Genomic DNA, 17,864 nt, shown 5'->3' with positions numbered 1-17,864 from the left:
TCTGATGATGAACTGCTATTCAAAACTAAAAATTAAACCATTAAAACTGGTATTTTCTTGTATCCTGGTTCTTTTTAGTCTTGCATCTCGCTCGCAAATTACCAACCGTATTCTCTTTATTTTCGATGATTCCTACAGCATGTACGCTCCCTGGAATAGCAACATCAAAATAGAAGTGGCAAAAAGAGTAATGGGCGACTTTTTAGACAGTCTGAAAAACGAACCAAATTTACAACTCGCTCTTCGCTGTTACGGACATACCACTTTTTTTAAACCTGAGCGTAACTGCAAAGACAGTAAGCTCGAAGTTCCATTTGCGGAGGCAAAAACGAATTCTGTAAAAATCAAACAACGCATTCAAAAGCTGGAACCTCTTGGAACCACGCCAATTGCCTACTCTCTTGGCGAGTGCGTGAATGATTTTACACCTTGCAGCAACTGCCGCAATATCGTTATCCTAATTACCGATGGCATTGAAGAGTGTGGTGGCAACCCCTGCCAGGTAAGTATCGATCTTCAGAAAAAAGGAATTTTTATTCGGCCTTTTGTAATTGGAGTTGGCCTGGATGTAAAGTTTGCTGATGTTTTTGGCTGCATGGGAAAGTTTTATGATGTAAGCAATGAAGCCAATTTTAAAGATGTTTTAAAACTCGTTATTACAGAAGCTCTATCCCAAACTACCGTAGAAGTAGATCTTCTCGACATTGTAAAAAATCCTTCTGAAACGGATGTGGACATGACTTTTTACGAAGCAGGAAGTACTAACGTAAAATACAATTACCTGCATACCATTAACCATCGCGGCAATCCGGATACACTGGTATTGGATCCGGATATTAAATATGACATAACGGTTCATACCCTGCCGCCACAGGAAAAAAAGAATGTCTCAATTATTCGTGGCAAACATAATATTATTCCCATTGACGCTCCTCAAGGTTTCTTAAAATTAGAATTGGATGGTGCTGTAAATAAATACTATCCAACTACCATCGTTAGAAAAGCCAACGACATGAAAACCTTAAATGCCCAGGATTTTGGCAAGACAGAAAAGTACATAGTAGGTAAATACGACCTTGAGGTTTTAACTCTTCCCAGAATTTACATTAAGGATGTCGACATTAAGCAAAGTAGTACCAACTCAATTAAAATACCAACCAGTGGGAGTGTGTTTTTTAATAAACAAGGCACAGGTTACGGAAGTATTTATGTAGACGATGGAAAAAAAGTGACTTGGGTGTGTAATTTTAATCCTTCACTTGTTAATGAGATCATCTACCTTCAGCCGGGCAAATACAAAGCAGTTTACCGTTTAGAATTTTCAAAAGAAACACTCAAAACAGTTGAGCGCAATTTTGAAGTAAAATCTGGTACTCCAACAACCATCAATCTCTATTAAGAATATACGAATGACCTATTATTAGATGGCTTAGATCTTGGCTGCCTTAAGTCTCTTTCGTCCTGTATCACTAAAATGTTTGAAACTCCTGCTTTTTATGAATAAAACCTTTACTTTATAAATGGCTTAAGCAAAGGCTTTTTAGTAGATTTACGCTCTTAAAATTAACCTTGCGAATGAAAAAATACACCTATACTGAAAAAAAAGACACACGCTCAGGCTTTGGAGCAGGACTCTCAGAACTCGGAAAAACAAATCCCGATGTTGTGGCACTCTGCGCCGACCTTACGGGCTCTCTAAAGATGGATGCTTTTCAAAAAGATCATCCTGAACGTTTTTTTCAGATCGGAATTGCGGAAGCCAATATGATTGGTATCGCTGCGGGTTTAACCATTGGTGGAAAAATTCCTTTTACGGGAACATTTGCTAACTTTAGCACAGGCCGTGTTTACGATCAAATCCGTCAAAGTGTTGCCTACTCCGATAAAAATGTAAAAATCTGTGCCTCTCATGCAGGCTTGACTTTAGGAGAAGACGGTGCAACGCACCAAATTTTAGAAGATATCGGATTGATGAAAATGCTGCCAAATATGACGGTTATTAATCCTTGCGATTATAACCAGACGAAGGCTGCAACCATTGCCATTGCAAAACACCACGGACCCGTTTATTTACGTTTTGGAAGGCCAGCTGTACCAAATTTTACACCTGCAGACCAAAATTTTGAAATAGGAAAAGCGGTTATGTTGAATGAAGGAACTGATGTAACCATTATAGCAACAGGTCACCTGGTTTGGAAAGCCATTGAAGCCGGCGAAAAATTAGCAGAAAAAGGCATCAGTGCTGAGATCATAAATATTCATACAATTAAACCTTTAGATACCGAAGCCATCTTAAGATCTCTACAGAAAACAAAATGCGTGGTAACTGCCGAAGAACATCAAATGAATGGTGGACTCGGAGATAGCGTTGCGCAACTTCTATCCCGCAACCTGCCTTCTCCGCAAGAGTTTGTAGCAGTTAACGATTCTTTTGGCGAAAGCGGCACACCCGATCAATTAATGACGAAATACGGTTTGGATACTATTAACATTATTGAAGCTGTTGAACGCGTTGTAAAACGTAAATAAGCCTTTGTAAAAAACTTAAATCAAGTCTACTCAAAACCTGAGTAGGCTTTTTTATTTTCTATGAATGGGCTGCATTTTGGAACAGGAAGATTTTACCCCGAACTTTAAGTATTCTTTCTTTGTCTTTTACAACGATTGCGTTAAATCTCACAATAAAATAAAGCTTCTTTCTTTTTATCCTTCAATCCTTTTTTTACCTTAGGAGCTTGTAATAACCTGACTTTAAAACCGTATTGCCCTCATCCCTGGTAAAAAATACGGTTTCTAACGAAGAGTTCGCTGGAATTCAGGTGACAACACTAAAACGAGATATGAAAAAATTTAACCGTACAAAAATTGTAGCTACCATGGGGCCAGCTACTGCCGACATTAATGTTCTGGAACAAATGTTTAACGAGGGGCTGGACATTTGCAGGATCAACTTTTCTCATGGTGATTATGAAGCTGTTTTACACAACGTAAAAAACATTCGTGAACTCAACAAAAAATTAAATCGCCATGTTGGAATACTTGCCGATTTGCAGGGTCCGAAATTAAGAATTGGGGTAGTAAAAAATAACAGCGCCGAATTAGTTACAGGCGAACTAATCGAAATTACCACCAAAGAATGTGAAGGCGATGACAAATTAATTTACATCACTTATCCTCAATTTCCGCAAGACGTAAAAACAGGTGAAATTGTTTTGATCGATGACGGAAAATTACACCTCGAAGTTCTGGAAACAAATGGCAAAGACCTTGTAAAATGCCGGATAAAAGTGGGCGGACACCTCTCTTCAAAAAAAGGAGTAAATCTTCCCAATACAAAAATATCTTTACCCTGTTTAACCATAAAAGATCTCCGCGATCTTGATTTTGCTTTAGAGCAGGATTTTGACTGGATTGGCCTGTCATTTGTTAGAAGCGTGACAGACATTGTAGAATTAAAAGAAATTATTCGCAGCAAAGGCAAACGCGCCAGAGTAATCGCAAAAATTGAAAAGCCGGAAGCCATTAAAGAAATCGATAACATCATTGATCTTACAGATGGCATCATGGTAGCCCGTGGAGACCTGGGAGTAGAGCTTCCGATGGAACGCGTTCCTTTGTTACAAAAAATGATCGTTAATAAATGTATCCAGATTGGAAAGCCCGTAATTATCGCCACACAAATGATGGAAAGTATGATTACCAGTTATACGCCAACCCGTGCGGAAGTTAACGACGTAGCAAACGCTGTAATGGATGGGGCTGACGCCGTAATGTTAAGCGCCGAAACTTCTGTAGGAAAATTTCCTGTGAAAGTTATTGAAATGATGACAAGAATTATTACAGAAGTGGAAGAGTTGGATACTATTTATTATAAAGAACATACGCCTCATATAAAAACAATTACCTACATCACCGATAGTATTTGTTATAATGCCTGTTCACTTGCTCATCATGCAGGAGCTCAAGCTTTAATAAGCATGACCAATAGTGGTTATACAGCATTCAAATTGTCGAGTCACCGTCCTAAAGCGCCTATTTTTATATTTACTGATAATCTTTCATTGCTCACTACCCTGAGTTTGGTATGGGGCGTTCGTGGGTATTACTACGACAAATATGAGAGTACCGATCAGACCATTGACGATTTAAAGGATCTCATAAAAAAAGCCGGTCTTGTAAAAAACGATGACCTGGTAATTAATATTGCAAGTATGCCAATGAAAGAAAAAGGCAGAACCAATATGATGAAGCTTAGTTATATCAGCTAATGTGGATTAAGTCTCCTGCGATAAATTGCGTCCATGGCTTCTCAACACGCCATGGCGGAATTTCGCCTTCACCCTACGATTCACTAAATCTGGGTGGTTCGCAGGATCTTCCTGAAAACATTTCAAAGAACAGGCAACTGGCTCTTGAAGGGTTAAATCTCTCTTATTCTAAACTCTGTTATCTGAAACAAGTACATGGTAATCATGTATGCGTGGCCCAACCCGGAGCACAAGAAGGTGATGCGATTGTTACAAATCAAAAAGATCTTGTACTCGCTATCAGCATTGCCGACTGTTATCCCATTTTATTTTATGACGAAATAAATAATGTCATTGGCGCTGCACATGCCGGATGGCGGGGCACTCAAGCTAAAATTGCGGGAACTACCGTGAATGCTATGCTTGCGCTCGGTGCAAAAGCAGAAAATATCAAAGTTGCAATCGGACAAGGTATTTGCCAGGATAATTTTGAAGTGGGGGTTGAAGTCATACAGAAATTCCGGGAAAGTGGCTTTCCGGAGTCTTGCTGGAACGGAAATAAAATTGACCTGGTTAAAGCTAATTTCTTTATCTTGTTACAGCATACTATTTTAAAAGAAAATATCTGGACCATGAACCGTTGTACTTTTGAAAAAGATTTTTTTAGTCATAGAAGAGATAAAGGCATAACGGGTCGAATGTGGGCTGTTATAAGCATGTCCTGAAAATGAAACTCGTACTCTTATATGTAATCGTGTTTACCTGCGTTTTTTTTAAAGCGCAACAAACGATCATGTTCACCCAATATACCTTTAATAAGGCAGGGATGAATCCTGCAGCTTCGGGAACAGACATCGACAAAGAGATTTATTATTCCTTTGGTACCAACCGGCAATGGGCCTCTTTAGAATCTGGCCCTAAACAAAGCTTCGTTAATTTTTCTTACACTATTCGTCCACAGAGAAGTTACAAGCGCTGGCAGAACGTAGGTCTGTATTATGATTCAGACGAAAGTGGTTTAGTTGGAAGTATCGGCATTTATGGGAATTACACCGTTCATTACCTCATTCGTAAAAGAATGGTAGCTTCGTTTGGCGTATACGCAGGTGCTCGACAATATACACGAAGCCTTGGAGGTTTTGATCCTCTTGATCCTGCAGTTAATAAAACAAGGCCTTCTATTTGGGTTTATCCTGATATCATTCCCGGCGCAAGGCTCTCAGACAAAAAATATTATGTGGGTTTATCACTCAGACAAATAAGCATCTACAAACTCCAGGATTTTAAAGGCCGTAAAATCGGCAGTCCCTCTAAACTCCGACCTTCTCTTTATTTTGAATATGGAAGATTTATCACCCTTACCGATAACCTTTTGATGATGCCTTCGGTTGCTGTAAATATGCCCCTTGTAAGCCTTCCCATTGTTGATGCGAATATCATGTTTTATCTGGCAAATAGAGTTGGACTCGGCGCCGGTATTCGCAATACAAGTTTTTTTAGTGGTATTTTTCAAATTCGTTTTCTTGAAAACCTTACCGCAGGATTTGCGTATTCTTATCCCTTAAATAGTATGCGTTATGCGGCAGGTAACAGTTTTGAAATAATGGTTGGTGTTGTACCTGTGGGCATGAGTACCCGCACATCCAGTAAGCACTCCATAGCAAAATGTCCTAGTTTAAATTATTAGATGCGGTTTTTTATATTCTATATCTTTTTTAGTTCTGCTATTCTAATGAAGGCCCAGTCGCCCTTTATTTCTTTCAGGACAAGCTTTCAAAATGACGATTATAAAAGCTCGCAACGCGTTTTGGACTCTTGTTCCTTTGCAAAATATGAGATGGATAGCGTGCTTTACTACAAAGGACTTCTTACCCTAAAAAAAGGAAACATAAAAGGTGCGAGACTTCTCGCAAAAGACATTCAGAACACGTATCCCTCTTTTAATGAAGTGCATTACCTTAACGCGCTTATTTATTTTAACCAGGAAGATTACGGTAACAGTATTGATGAATTTACTGTGCTGATAATGCAAAATCCTCAACATATGAAAGCCCGCTATAATAGATCAATAGCACACGGCCTTCTTGACAATTATCTTTCAGCGATAGATGACCTTAGCGCTTGTATAACGGTAGACTCAAGTTTTGCCATGGGTTATTATTCACGCGCTTATTGGTACGAATTCAGCGGAAATTATGAAGAAGCAAAAAAAGACTATGAACAAAGCATAAAATTAGATCCAAAGAATTACGATGCCTATTTTGGATTAGCCTACATTTATCAAAATCAGAAAGAAAGGACTAAAGCCTGTGAAACTATACGCAGCGCGGTTTCAGCTGGTTCACAGATTGCCGAAGAACTAAGTGAGAACTTTTGCAGGTAGGCTTAGTACTGCCTACTGCCGCCTAAAACCTGCTTACTGCTTCCCTGTACTTCCAAATCCACCTGCTCCTCTTTTCGAATCTTCTAGTTCGGAAACTACGTACCAATCAATTTGTTCGTATTTTGCCACAACCATTTGTGCGATTCTCTCGCCGTTATTAATTACAAAATCTGTATCAGATAAATTAACGAGAAGGACTTTTACTTCACCTCTGTAATCTGCGTCAATGGTGCCTGGAGAGTTGAGTACGGTAATTCCGTTTTTGTAGGCAAGCCCGCTTCTTGGACGGATCTGTGCCTCAAACCCTACAGGTAGTTCAATAAACAAACCGGTAGATATAAGTTGACGTTGTAAAGGTTTTAAGGTGACCGGTTCTTTCAAATTTGCTTTGAGATCGAGCCCTGCTGCGTGTTCAGTGGCGTATTCAGGAAGCGCGTGTTCAGACTGGTTTATGACTTTGATCGTTAACGTTGACATTGGATTGTAATTTTTTAAGATTAGTAATCTCCAATTTATAAATCACCCATACAAATATACCTATCAACAAATTATTCAGGACCACTTTTAAAAACGTGCTTTCCATGTCGCTGTAGGTGCGAGAGAGAAGATAAAGTGCAAGCGTAATAAAACTATAAACCATCATGGCGCGAATATTATATTTTATGGGAAAATATTTCTGTCCCAGGAAATATGAAAGGCACATCATTCCACCGTATGCAGCAAGTGTAGCCCATGCGCAGGCTACATAAGAATAAGTGGGTACAAAAATCACATTAATTACAATAGTAATCACTGCCCCTGAAACAGAAATAATTGCTCCGAATTTGGTTTTACCACTCAACTTATACCAGATGGATAAATTATACATAATGCCCAGACAAAGATTGGCAAGAAGTAAAATCGGAACAACTTTTAATCCGCCCCAGTAATTCTCAGCAATTAGCAATTTGATCCAATCTAAATTCATTAGCGTTCCCAAAAACAAGAGCAGACAGAAAATCACAAAGTACTTCATGACGAAGGCATAGGTTTTTTTCGAGTCTTTTTCTTTGGCTTTCCCAAAAAAGAAGGGTTCGGCCGCAAAACGAAATGCCTGCACAAAAATGGTCATTAAAATAGCGATTTTATAGCAAGCCCCGTAAATGCCCTGAGCCACCTGGGCTTCCGCTTTGTCCACCATTAATTTTTTGAGAATAATTCTGTCGAGTGTTTCATTGATCATTCCCGCAAATCCAAGAATAATAAGAGGCCAGGTATATTTTAACATGTCCGTCAGAAGCTCCCTGTTAATTTTAAAACGTATGCTTAGATACTCATTACTCACCAATAATAACGTCAGGCCATTGGCAATGAAATTTGAAAGGAAGCAATAGCCAATTCCAATTTCAGGCTTATAAAGGTTGGCGAAAAAATTATCTTCACAAGCATCGTATGCTTTCTTGCAAATGGAAATAAAAAAAACTGTCAATACAAAATTTACGACAACATTAAATAATTTCAATAGTGAAAAACGTAAAGCCTTATTTTCTGCACGTAATTTAGCAAAGGGAATACTCATCATCGCGTCGAAGGCCATAGTGCCAATACACCACATGATAAATGTGGAGGTGTAGGTGGCGTTAGGTGTTGACAAATATTCTCCTATAAAAGAAGAAAATAAGATCAGGATCAAGCTAAAAATAACTGAAGAACAAAGAAGGGTGACCAGCGCAGTATTGTAAACCTCTTGTTTGTTTTCGAGCCTCGAATTAAAATTAAAAAAAGTGGTCTCCATGCCGTAAGTGAAGAGCACGTTTAAAAATGCGATGTAAGAATAAAGTTCAGAGTGAATGCCATACTCTGCAGGTAAAAAAGCTCGCGTTAAAATCGGCGTAAGAAAATAATTCAGAAAGCGGGGCAGAATGGTTCCCAGACCATAAATGACCGTTTGTCCTGCTAACTTTTTTAATGGATTCGACACTTTTAACTAATAAAACTAAAAGTAGGAAAATATACTCTGACCATCTTCTACAAGCAACTAAGATATCAACCGTAGCTTGTAAAGAAGCGTCTTACTTAGCCATTGCATTGATTTGGTCTTCCAGGATCTTAATACCTTCGGTAAAACTGTGCGGATTATATCCTAAATCGTTAATTGCCTTATCGATAATAAATCCCGTTACTGGCGGACGTTTGGCCGGTTGTTTAATATCGGCGCTTTTGCTCGGCTTGATCAGGCTTTTGTCAAGGCCGTAATAATCTGCTACTACGGTTGCCAGTTCTAAGATGCTATAAAAGTTTTTTCCTGAGATATTATAAATTCCTTTGGCACGTTTCTCAGCAATAAGAATACAACCATCTGCCAGATCTTCAGCCAGTGTTGGTGTACGGAACTGATCGTCTACCACATTTATAACCTTACCCTGCTCCAGATTAGATTTCACCCAAAGCACAATGTTACTGCGACTCATATTATCTACAATACCGTATACAAGCACTGTGCGGGCAATGGCCCAATCGAGACTTGAGGCCTGCACAATTTTTTCCGCTTCCAGTTTTCCTTCAGCATAATAACTTAAAGGATTTGGTTTTTCATTCTCATCTAATGGTCCGTGTGTTCCATCAAAAATAAAATCGGTGCTCAGGTGTATAAAATGAGGTTTGTAGTCTTTATTTTCCTTTTGAAGTTGTTCAAGGACTTTTACCTGGTAGTCTACTGCTGTAGCATTCATTAACCAGCTACCCTCTCTATCTGTTTCGCAAGCATCTACATTGGTTTGCGCGGCCGTGTTAATAATCACATCCGGTAAATACTTAGAAAAAATGTCTCTTACATTCTTTTCATCTGTAATGTCGAGTGAATCGTAAGTATACCCTTCTTGCTGCACAAGACGATTTGATCCTCTGGCAGTAGCAATGCACACAACACCACTTTTGTTTCGAAGTTTGTAAACTAATTTTTGTCCTAAAAGACCGTTGGATCCGGTAATTAAAATCTTCATATTCTTTAATCTTTTTTCAAATGTAACTCCGCGCTTTTTTCCAGTTGTTTAAACCAGGCCTTTCCATATTTGCGAATTAATGGTTCTTTCAAAAATTTGTAAACGGGCACATCCAGTTTTTTTCCGCACTCGCATGCCGGTTTACATATATCCCATTTGCTGTAATTTACAGCCTCATAATTTTTATGTTTGCTTATTCGTACAGGATATAAATGGCAACTGATAGGTTTTTTCCAGGTAATTACACCATCATAATACGCTTTTTCTATTGCACATTTAGCAGTTTTGGTTTCATCAAAATAAACAAAAGCACACTCAGCACCTTCGCTCACCAATGTAGTTGTATAGTCGCCATCGCTGTCGATAACGTAAGAACCATTTTTTTCTACAGCTTTGATTCCCTTTTTAACCATGTAGGGCTTCACTTTGTCAAGAATTGAATCTAAAATGGGTAGCTCGTCTTCATCCAGCGGCGCGCCACTATCTCCGGCTACACAACAAGCGCCTTTACAGGCATTAAGATCACAAACGAATTTTTTATCCAGCAGATCCTCGCTGATCAGGGTTTTGTCAATTGCTATCATTTTCGAAAGCGTAAAGATACAGAATAAGCAGGATTTGACAGTAATTAATTGATAGCCATGTTCTGGGTCATGTAGGCCCCAAGGTATCTTTCGAGAATTCCGCGATAAGCAGGTGATACTTTAAAAGTGGCGAAAAACTCATTAAATAATGCTTTGTGCGCACTGCCCTTCGGCATAATAAGGCCTAACTCCTCTTTCGACTGATTCAGAATCTTTTGCATTTTTAAGAATTTACCCGGATTATTTTTTAGGTAAAACCAAAAACCTACCGCATCCACGTATCCAAAGCACAAAACATTTTTGGAAATCTCATCCAGAATTTTGATCTCATCAGTTTTGTAAGAAATTTTTAGATCCTGGATATAATTTTTCTTTAACTCAACAATGTATTTATTTAAAGAAGTATTGTTGATTGTCAGAGCATTCATGCTCCCGAGAGATCTTAGAATTTCATCCGCAGATTTTGATTTTACGTCGGGTGCGTGACCGTTTGTTACGCAAAAAGCCACATTTTTTAAATACGGAGCTGAAAAATCAACTTCCATTGCCCGGTCCTGGCTTATAGTTAAAGACCCTAATCCCAATGTATTTTTATCTCCCTTTTTAGTGCTCGCATAGAAAGAATCGAAATCGTCGAAGGCTACATGTTTCATGTAGATGTTCATTTTCTTTTTGCTTTTGAGCCAAAGGATGTATTCGCTAACAATGTCTATTTCAATTCCCTTTACTATAGAAGCTTCTGTATAGGCAAAAGGAGTTTGAGTAAAATAATTTATACGCAGAGTATCCGGGCTCTGCGCTAAAGAGCTTAAGGATAAAAAAAGTATAATTATTACGTAAAAATTTCTCAACTAGTTTGTTTTTCTTGGGCCATCTAAAGTACTAAAATATATTTTATTCTCAGACTCTAAAAGCCAATTAACCCTTAAAAATACCACCTTGAGGGTAGTATAAAGCCCGTGTTAGCACTGAGTTTTTAACCGGCGGTCGTTCAAATACAAATCAACGTCGTTTATCACCCATTCGTCGAAATGTCATCAATTTTTTAACTTAAAGTTAACCCTCGTTTTTAACGAACAAAAGAAAATTAGTCTTTTTTATAATTTGTTGTATTCACAAAGTGACTGATAAATCTGTAATTTTAAATGGGCTATTAGCTCATTAGCGATGGAAGAAATTATTAATAAAGTTGCAGGGAGTGGAATTATAAGTATTGATCTTGAGGAATTTTATATTGCAGGAGAGCGGGTGATCTTTGATATTAAACCTCATTTGTTTATGGAACAAATAGTAAAAGAAAAAGATTTTCGCGAATTCATTAAAACAAACAACTGGAGTAATTATCAGGATAAAATTGTTGGCATAGTTTGTACCGCTGATGCCATTGTTCCGACCTGGGCGTACATGCTTATTACACTTGCTTTAGAACCTTTCGCAAAAAAAGTACTTTTCGCTAATTCAGAAGAGATTGAAACTCTTTTATTTGCCGAGAAACTAGCAGCGATTGACCCGGTACTTTATAAAGATGCACGTGTTGTAATTAAAGGCTGTGGTGAAAAACATATTCCAACCAACGCCTACGTGCAGATAACAACACTTTTAAAACCTTTTGCCAAAAGCATTATGTATGGAGAGCCCTGCAGCACAGTGCCGCTCTACAAAGCGAAGATTTCTAAAGAGTCTTAAACAAAAATCCTTTTTCTAAAAACGTTTGTAAGAACAGTGGAAGAGCATATTTCATGTTTTCTTCCGCCTTTATATTATCGTGAAATAAAACAATGCTTCCGTTCTTTGCATTATTCAGAACATTTTTCGCGCATTCATCCCTGGAAATTTTCTCGAAATCGTAGCTGATTACGTCCCATAGGATAATCCTGTAACCACGCTCCATCAGGGCTTTATACTGTCCCCGCTTTAACTGACCGTAAGGCGGACGAAACAAATTAGAACTGACTAATTTTTTACACTCTTCTACTTCACGCACGTAATCACCAACTGTATTTTTAAATCCTTTTGTATGAAACATGGTATGATTAGCAACTACATGGCCTTCACTTTTTACACGTTCAAAAACCTCCGGATTTTTAAGAATGTTGGCACCCACACAAAAGAAAGTGGCTTTTACGCCAAATTTTGCAAGTTCGTCCAGAACCCACTCGGTCAGGTGGGGAATGGGGCCATCGTCAAATGTCAGGTAGACTGTCTTCTCTGCTCTATCCATGCTCCAGACAGCACGGGGATAGATCTTTCTTAAAACCGCGTTGGGCTGTATGAGAAGAATATTTTTCACTTCAGTAAAAAAGAACGGGTAAAGAAATCTTTACCCGTTAAATTAATTTATGGAATTTGAGGTTCACTTTGTGGTGATAAATCTTCCGGACTTAATACACCTTGTATTCTACTCATAAACTCTTTAGTGAGTGCGTCCTGTTTGTATTGTTGTGCGAGACCAGTAAGACGTTTTAAAATTTCTTTCGCCTGGTTAATGTCTCTTCCATAGGCACTTCTGTGATTTGGTTTCTGTGCTGTGTAAATACGGAGGTCGCCTTCAAAAATATCGAATAACTTTTTAGCTAACTCATTTCCCTTCTTAGTTTCACCTATTTCGTAATAAGCGCCGCAAACCGTGTAAATGGTTGCATCGTAAGGAATGTTTTCATCCGGCATAGAAGACAGACACTTGTCTAAAACTGCTTTTGCCTTTTTATTTTTTCCTTCATTAATTAAAGCGCCTGCAAGAATAGACATCTGCATACGGAGATTACTTGCCATCCTTACACAGTTCTCATCAAGATTTACACCAGGTTTATCCATACCACCCCACAAAAATTTGTTCATGATATTGTCGTACATAATATCTGTATTTACGCGTCCACCCTGAGCTTCTTCTGACTCTGTTTGTTTAATAGGAACAAAACGGTAAGCAAGCCCTTCTAACTGGAAGTAACGTTTCATACCAACATAAGCATCATCTCCTGTTGTCACTGCAAAATAAATAGGACGTTCCCAGTTATTATGCGCAATAAGATCTAACACAAGGAGGTCATTTTTAAGAACGTAATTTCTTCCGCCGAGTTCCCAGCTGATACGTTTTGCAAGACGCGCGGTATCTTTTACACTGATCACTTTTTGTTGCATTACTTTCAGGCTATCTACGTTTACGTACAAACTCTTAGCTGGTAATACATCCAGTAGATCGCCATTATTATCGTATTTTCCCGCAGGATCATCGCTCAAAGCAGTTGCGAGTGCTTTGCCTAATTCCATCGGACCACCTTGTGGATTGATCAATACATAAGAAAGTTTTTCTGCTTCTAGTTTTCGCTCAGGAATAGTAAATGGAACTGGTGCACTAAGATATGCTGCACGACGCATTTGGCGGATATACCAGTCTGTTTGCAGGAGACTTAAGTTTACTACCCTTACATCGGTACGAATGCCTTCCACTTCTTGTGCGTACCACAGTGGGAAAGTATCGTTATCACCGTTAGTAAAAAGGATTGCATTTGGCGCGCAACTTTGTAAATAATTTATAGCCACATCACGCGATAAAGTTCTTTTTGAACGGTCGTGGTCATTCCAACCTTCTTTCGCCATTAATGCTGGAACTATAAGACTTAAAGCAGTAGATCCAATAGCAATTCCCATAGACGCTGCCTTTTTACTCAGCTGATCATAGAGGAATAATACACCAAAACCTATCCATATGGCAAAGGCATAAAAGCTGCCCGTATACGCATAGTCACGCTCACGTGGTTGGTAAGGCGATTGATTAAGATAAATTACGATTGCAAGACCTGTTAAGAAGAAGAAACATAAAACAACCCAGGCATCCGGCTTATTTCTCTTAAAATGGAAGAACATTCCAAGAAGACCTAAAATTAATGGTAGCCCATAAAAATGATTATCAGCGAAATTATTTTTATCGCGGTAGATCTTTTTAGTAGAATCGGTACCAAGTTTGAAATCATCGATAGGCTTTATCCCGCTAACCCAGTTACCGTCCATATTATTTCCGGTTGAACCTTGCACATCGTTTTGTTTTCCCACAAAATTCCAGTAGAAATAACGCAGGTACATGTAGTTAACCTGGTATCTCCAAAAATAGATAAGATTGGCGCCCATAGTCGGAATCTCAATGGTCTCACTTTCTCCATCCCGGTTTTCCACAAGTTTATTCCGGTGATGTTCTGCCACATTTCCCCAATATTTATAACCGGTTTCATGATGCGATTGCCCACTCCACATACGCGGAAAAGGGGTGCAAAATTCTTTTTCATATTTTGCAATTGTATTTTTACGCGCATCAATAACACGGTATTTACCTGTAAGTGTATCCTTTGCGTACAAAGGATCAAGGCTTCCAAATTCAACTCTCGGACGTGTAGGAGCATTATAATATTGCCCGTATAAAACCGGCCAGTCACCATACTGCTCACGTAATAAATACGATAACATATTAGGTGCGTTTTCAGGATCGTTCTCATCCATTGGAGGGTTAGCCTGTGAGCGAATTACCAGAACAAAAAAGGAAGAGTAGCCGATCAGTAAAGTCGCAAAACTTAAAAAGATTGCGTTTAATGTGATAGTCTTTGTTTTATAATTATGAATAGCATAAAGGATTGCGCCTAACATTATCAAACGAAAAAACATTCCGCCGCCGCTTGGAGCAACAATCACAGCCAGACCTGATAAAATGCAGGCTGAATAGAACCCGATTTTATAATATTTTTCTTGTTTGTTTGCAGTATAAATGATCAAACCTGTAAGAGAAACGATCAGAAGTATAAAAAAGAAAATAGTTCCGGTACTAAACCCAAGACTAAGTTTATTGGTAAAGAAAACTTCGTAATCGGCAATAAATTTAACAACCTTAGGAATGATAAGATTTTGAACCAGACCCAAAATCATTACCGAAGAAATACCAGCAATAATAAAACCTTTCCAGCTAAATGTGTATTTTTTAAAGTAGATAATAAATCCAACAGCCGGGATAATTAATAAGTTCAGGAGATGGACCCCGATAGAAAGACCAATCATATAACTAATTAAAACCAACCAACGCAAAGCTCCTGTAGGGTTTGTGGTATCTTCCTCATCCCATTTCAAAATAGCCCAGAAAGCAATAGCAGTAAAGAAAGATGACATCGCATAAACCTCACCTTCAACGGCACTGAACCAGAAAGAGTCAGAGAAAGTATAAGCCAGGGCGCCTACAATACCGGCACCAAGAATAGCCCATTGCTTAGGTTTTTCGAGATCCTCTACTTTTATTTTAGAACCATACACCTTAATTCCTAAGCGCGTAATCGTCCAGAATAAGAATAAAATGGTGAAAGAACTGCATAAGCCGCTCATTACGTTAATCATCATACCGGCATTTGCAGGATCAGTTCCTCCAAAAAGCGTGAAAAAACGGCCAATCAGCAAAAAGAAAGGAGCTCCCGGCGGGTGACCTACCTCTAACTTGTATGCGCAGGCAATATATTCGCCACAATCCCAGAAACTGGCCGTAGGTTCGATAGTGCAGCAATAAGTTACTGTGGCAATGGCCCAAACCAGCCAGCCGATTATGTTATTTAGCCTCGAGAATTCTTTTGTCATCATAAATTAAAGTAATGGTTGCGAAGATAGTATTTTACTTGGTTTAAATTTGTTGAGAAAAGCAGAAAAATCCATGATTTTTTTAAAAAAATAGTTGGTTGAATTAAAAAATTTGTATTTTTGCAGACCAAAATAAAATGCCCGATCGTCTAATGGCAGGACTTCGGTTTTTGGTACCGACTATGTTGGTTCGAATCCAGCTCGGGCAACAACAAAACCCATCAAGCTTCGCTTGGTGGGTTTTTTGATTTTACAGCTTGACGCAAGCTTGCTTGCAGGCAAGATGAAAAATCAAAAAACCATTTTTCGCCTAAGCGAAAAAAAGGTTTGTTGTTAAGACCACTCCTTAGGATCAGCGCACGAAACGCCCTGACTCAGCCAACACTCCGAATAAAAAATCAACTTCCTTTTCTGCGAAAGAACGTAAGTCTTATATCCATAATTCTTCACGAAGTTCAATTTTTCATTAATAATCTTATTTTTGAGCTATGGAGACCCTCAAATATGCCCTAAATACCTTAGCCGATCTTAATGAAGATGATTTTAATCTTTCAAAAGAGTATTGGCAGAAGAAGGAATATAAAAAAGGCGATTATTACAACGAATACCGTCATGTGTGCAAATACCTGGGCTTTGTAGAAGAGGGGGTCTTCCGGACCTATTATGTAGATGCCAAAACAGAACTTGAAAAAAATGTTTTCTTTTTTTCGCAGCACCAGGTCGTTGTTTCCTTTGAAAGTTTTATCCACCAATCGCCTTGTAATTATTACACACAATCTATGACGGATTCTAAGGTGCTTTATATTCATGTAGACCATCTTAAAAAACTTTATGCGCAATCGCATAAATGGGAAAGGCTTGGAAGGCTGATTGCAGAAATGGCTTTTAGTATTTCTATGAAACGCACAGAAAGTTTCCTGTTTCAAAGTCCAGAAGAGCGTTACCTTGACCTCATTAAACAACATCCGGAAATTTTTAATAACATTCCCCTATACCACCTTTCATCTTACCTCGGAATTCAAGGTCCTTCGCTGAGCCGCATTCGTAAAAGGATTTCGGGGAAGTAATCTTTCCATGCGATGACAGCGCTTTTAATTAAAGTGCCGGCAGCCAGGTTAGGGCTGCCAAATAATAATTTTACGATTTTAACCCAGGTTAAAATTAGTTCCGTTTTATCGCCAGAAATTTGTTCTCAGAAAACAAGGAACTAAAATAATTAACCTAAAAAAAGAAATCATGAGCACGTTAAAATCAATCAACTCAAAAACAGTAGTATTTATTACAGGAGCTTTTGTAACTCACAATGGCTGGAACCCATGGAAAACTTATTTCGAAGCACAAGGTTATACCACCCATAATCCTTCATGGCCTCATAAAGAAGGAAGTCCTCAAGAACTCCGTGCACTTCATCCAACTAAAAACACAAAACTTGCCACGCTGACACTCTCTGAATTAATAGACCATTACGCTGCTTTTGTAAAAGCTTTACCCGAAAAGCCAATTCTTGTAGGGCACTCTTTAGGCGGATTAATTACCCAGGTTTTGGTTAATCGCGGTCTTGCCGCAGCCGGAGTGCTAGTTCATCCTTTTCCTCCTTTGGGAATTATCCCCTACGAATTCTCTTTCTTAAAATCTGCTTGGAAAGTTTTGGGAATCTTTACTTCTCTTAAAAAAACATATTTAATGTCGCTTAACGACTGGCAATACGCATTCACAAACGGTATGTCTTTAAGTGAACAACAAAAATCTTATGAAGAAAACACCATTCCTGAATCTAAAACGGTTGCCCGAGGAGCACTTACTTCTGCTGCAAAAGTAGACTTCAAAAAACCACATGCTCCTATCTTGTTTATCACCGGAAGCACAGATAATATTCTACCTGCATCTTTGAGTTACCGTAACTTTAAAAAATACAGCGATAAAAATTCGATAACAGATTACAAATTATTTGAAGGCAAAAACCATTTCGTTGTTGGATTACCAAGCTGGAGAGAAGAAGCAGATTACATTTTGAACTGGTTAAAAAACTAAGTATGCAAATAAAAAAACCGGTAGAAGTCTTCTG

Annotated in this window: 16 protein-coding genes and 1 tRNA gene; 10 read left to right on the top strand and 7 right to left on the bottom strand. The window is 38.5% G+C overall.

What is annotated here, in order from left to right; translation table 11 throughout:
- The first annotated feature begins 4 nt into the window (after positions 1–4).
- The 6 genes from CNR22_12380 to CNR22_12355 all read left to right on the top strand — a co-directional run bounded on the left by CNR22_12380 (position 5) and on the right by CNR22_12355 (position 6,630).
- Positions 5–1,399 (top strand): von willebrand factor type a, encoded by a 1,395-nt coding sequence (locus tag CNR22_12380; protein PBQ32534.1) that lies wholly within the window; start codon positions 5–7, stop codon positions 1,397–1,399.
- A gap of 176 nt (positions 1,400–1,575) precedes the next feature.
- Positions 1,576–2,529, top strand: a complete 954-nt coding sequence (locus tag CNR22_12375; protein ID PBQ32533.1) for a transketolase — start codon at positions 1,576–1,578, stop codon at positions 2,527–2,529.
- Positions 2,530–2,840: 311 nt separating this feature from the next.
- Complete coding sequence (gene pyk, locus CNR22_12370; GenBank protein ID PBQ34890.1) at positions 2,841–4,268, top strand: pyruvate kinase; 1,428 nt, start codon at positions 2,841–2,843, stop codon at positions 4,266–4,268.
- The gene (locus tag CNR22_12365) at positions 4,268–4,972 is read left to right on the top strand and encodes a laccase (GenBank protein PBQ32532.1); all 705 of its coding nucleotides are present in this window, start codon (positions 4,268–4,270) and stop codon (positions 4,970–4,972) included. Before pyk ends, CNR22_12365 begins: the two co-directional genes overlap by 1 nt.
- Before the next feature lie 2 nt (positions 4,973–4,974).
- Positions 4,975–5,934 (top strand): hypothetical protein, encoded by a 960-nt coding sequence (locus tag CNR22_12360; GenBank protein ID PBQ32531.1) that lies wholly within the window; start codon positions 4,975–4,977, stop codon positions 5,932–5,934.
- Positions 5,935–6,630, top strand: coding sequence for a hypothetical protein (locus CNR22_12355; GenBank protein PBQ32530.1), 696 nt, complete (start codon positions 5,935–5,937; stop codon positions 6,628–6,630).
- 33 nt (positions 6,631–6,663) lie between these two features.
- On the opposite strand, the gene CNR22_12350 is transcribed toward CNR22_12355, so the two are convergent.
- The 5 genes from CNR22_12350 to CNR22_12330 form a co-directional block, all read right to left on the bottom strand.
- Positions 6,664–7,107 carry a dUTP diphosphatase gene (locus CNR22_12350; GenBank protein PBQ32529.1) on the bottom strand — a complete coding sequence of 148 codons (444 nt, stop codon included), beginning with the start codon at positions 7,105–7,107 and terminating at the stop codon, positions 6,664–6,666.
- Positions 7,070–8,590 carry a polysaccharide biosynthesis protein gene (locus tag CNR22_12345; protein PBQ32528.1) on the bottom strand — a complete coding sequence of 507 codons (1,521 nt, stop codon included), beginning with the start codon at positions 8,588–8,590 and terminating at the stop codon, positions 7,070–7,072. The genes CNR22_12350 and CNR22_12345 overlap by 38 nt, the downstream gene beginning before the upstream one ends.
- A 91-nt stretch (positions 8,591–8,681) precedes the next feature.
- Positions 8,682–9,611 carry an NAD(P)-dependent oxidoreductase gene (locus tag CNR22_12340; protein PBQ32527.1) on the bottom strand — a complete coding sequence of 310 codons (930 nt, stop codon included), beginning with the start codon at positions 9,609–9,611 and terminating at the stop codon, positions 8,682–8,684.
- A gap of 5 nt (positions 9,612–9,616) precedes the next feature.
- Positions 9,617–10,195, bottom strand: a complete 579-nt coding sequence (locus CNR22_12335) for a hypothetical protein (GenBank protein ID PBQ32526.1) — start codon at positions 10,193–10,195, stop codon at positions 9,617–9,619.
- Positions 10,196–10,239: 44 nt separating this feature from the next.
- Positions 10,240–11,046: a hypothetical protein gene (locus CNR22_12330; protein PBQ32525.1), complete on the bottom strand. Its 807-nt coding sequence runs from the start codon at positions 11,044–11,046 to the stop codon at positions 10,240–10,242.
- A gap of 316 nt (positions 11,047–11,362) precedes the next feature.
- Between CNR22_12330 and CNR22_12325 the strand changes: the two genes are divergently transcribed.
- Entirely contained in the window at positions 11,363–11,881 is a 519-nt protein-coding gene (locus CNR22_12325) for a hypothetical protein (GenBank protein ID PBQ32524.1), read from the top strand.
- On the opposite strand, the gene CNR22_12320 is transcribed toward CNR22_12325, so the two are convergent.
- Both CNR22_12320 and CNR22_12315 read right to left on the bottom strand, forming a co-directional pair.
- Positions 11,868–12,416, bottom strand: coding sequence for a polysaccharide deacetylase family protein (locus CNR22_12320; GenBank protein ID PBQ34889.1), 549 nt, complete (start codon positions 12,414–12,416; stop codon positions 11,868–11,870). The genes CNR22_12325 and CNR22_12320 overlap by 14 nt on opposite strands.
- Positions 12,417–12,532: 116 nt before the next feature.
- Positions 12,533–15,802 carry a hypothetical protein gene (locus CNR22_12315; GenBank protein ID PBQ32523.1) on the bottom strand — a complete coding sequence of 1,090 codons (3,270 nt, stop codon included), beginning with the start codon at positions 15,800–15,802 and terminating at the stop codon, positions 12,533–12,535.
- A gap of 135 nt (positions 15,803–15,937) precedes the next feature.
- Here CNR22_12315 and CNR22_12310 point away from each other — a divergent pair.
- The 3 genes from CNR22_12310 to CNR22_12300 all read left to right on the top strand — a co-directional run bounded on the left by CNR22_12310 (position 15,938) and on the right by CNR22_12300 (position 17,830).
- Positions 15,938–16,011 (top strand) — tRNA-Gln (locus CNR22_12310).
- A 276-nt stretch (positions 16,012–16,287) separates the two neighbouring features.
- Positions 16,288–16,866 (top strand): Crp/Fnr family transcriptional regulator, encoded by a 579-nt coding sequence (locus CNR22_12305; protein ID PBQ32522.1) that lies wholly within the window; start codon positions 16,288–16,290, stop codon positions 16,864–16,866.
- A 169-nt stretch (positions 16,867–17,035) separates the two neighbouring features.
- The gene (locus CNR22_12300; GenBank protein PBQ32521.1) at positions 17,036–17,830 is read left to right on the top strand and encodes an alpha/beta hydrolase; all 795 of its coding nucleotides are present in this window, start codon (positions 17,036–17,038) and stop codon (positions 17,828–17,830) included.
- Positions 17,831–17,864: the final 34 nt, after the last annotated feature.

Source organism: Sphingobacteriaceae bacterium (genome assembly GCA_002319075.1).
Taxonomy (GTDB): Bacteria; Bacteroidota; Bacteroidia; order B-17B0; family Aurantibacillaceae; genus Aurantibacillus.
This window is presented reverse-complemented; position numbering and strand designations above follow the sequence as displayed.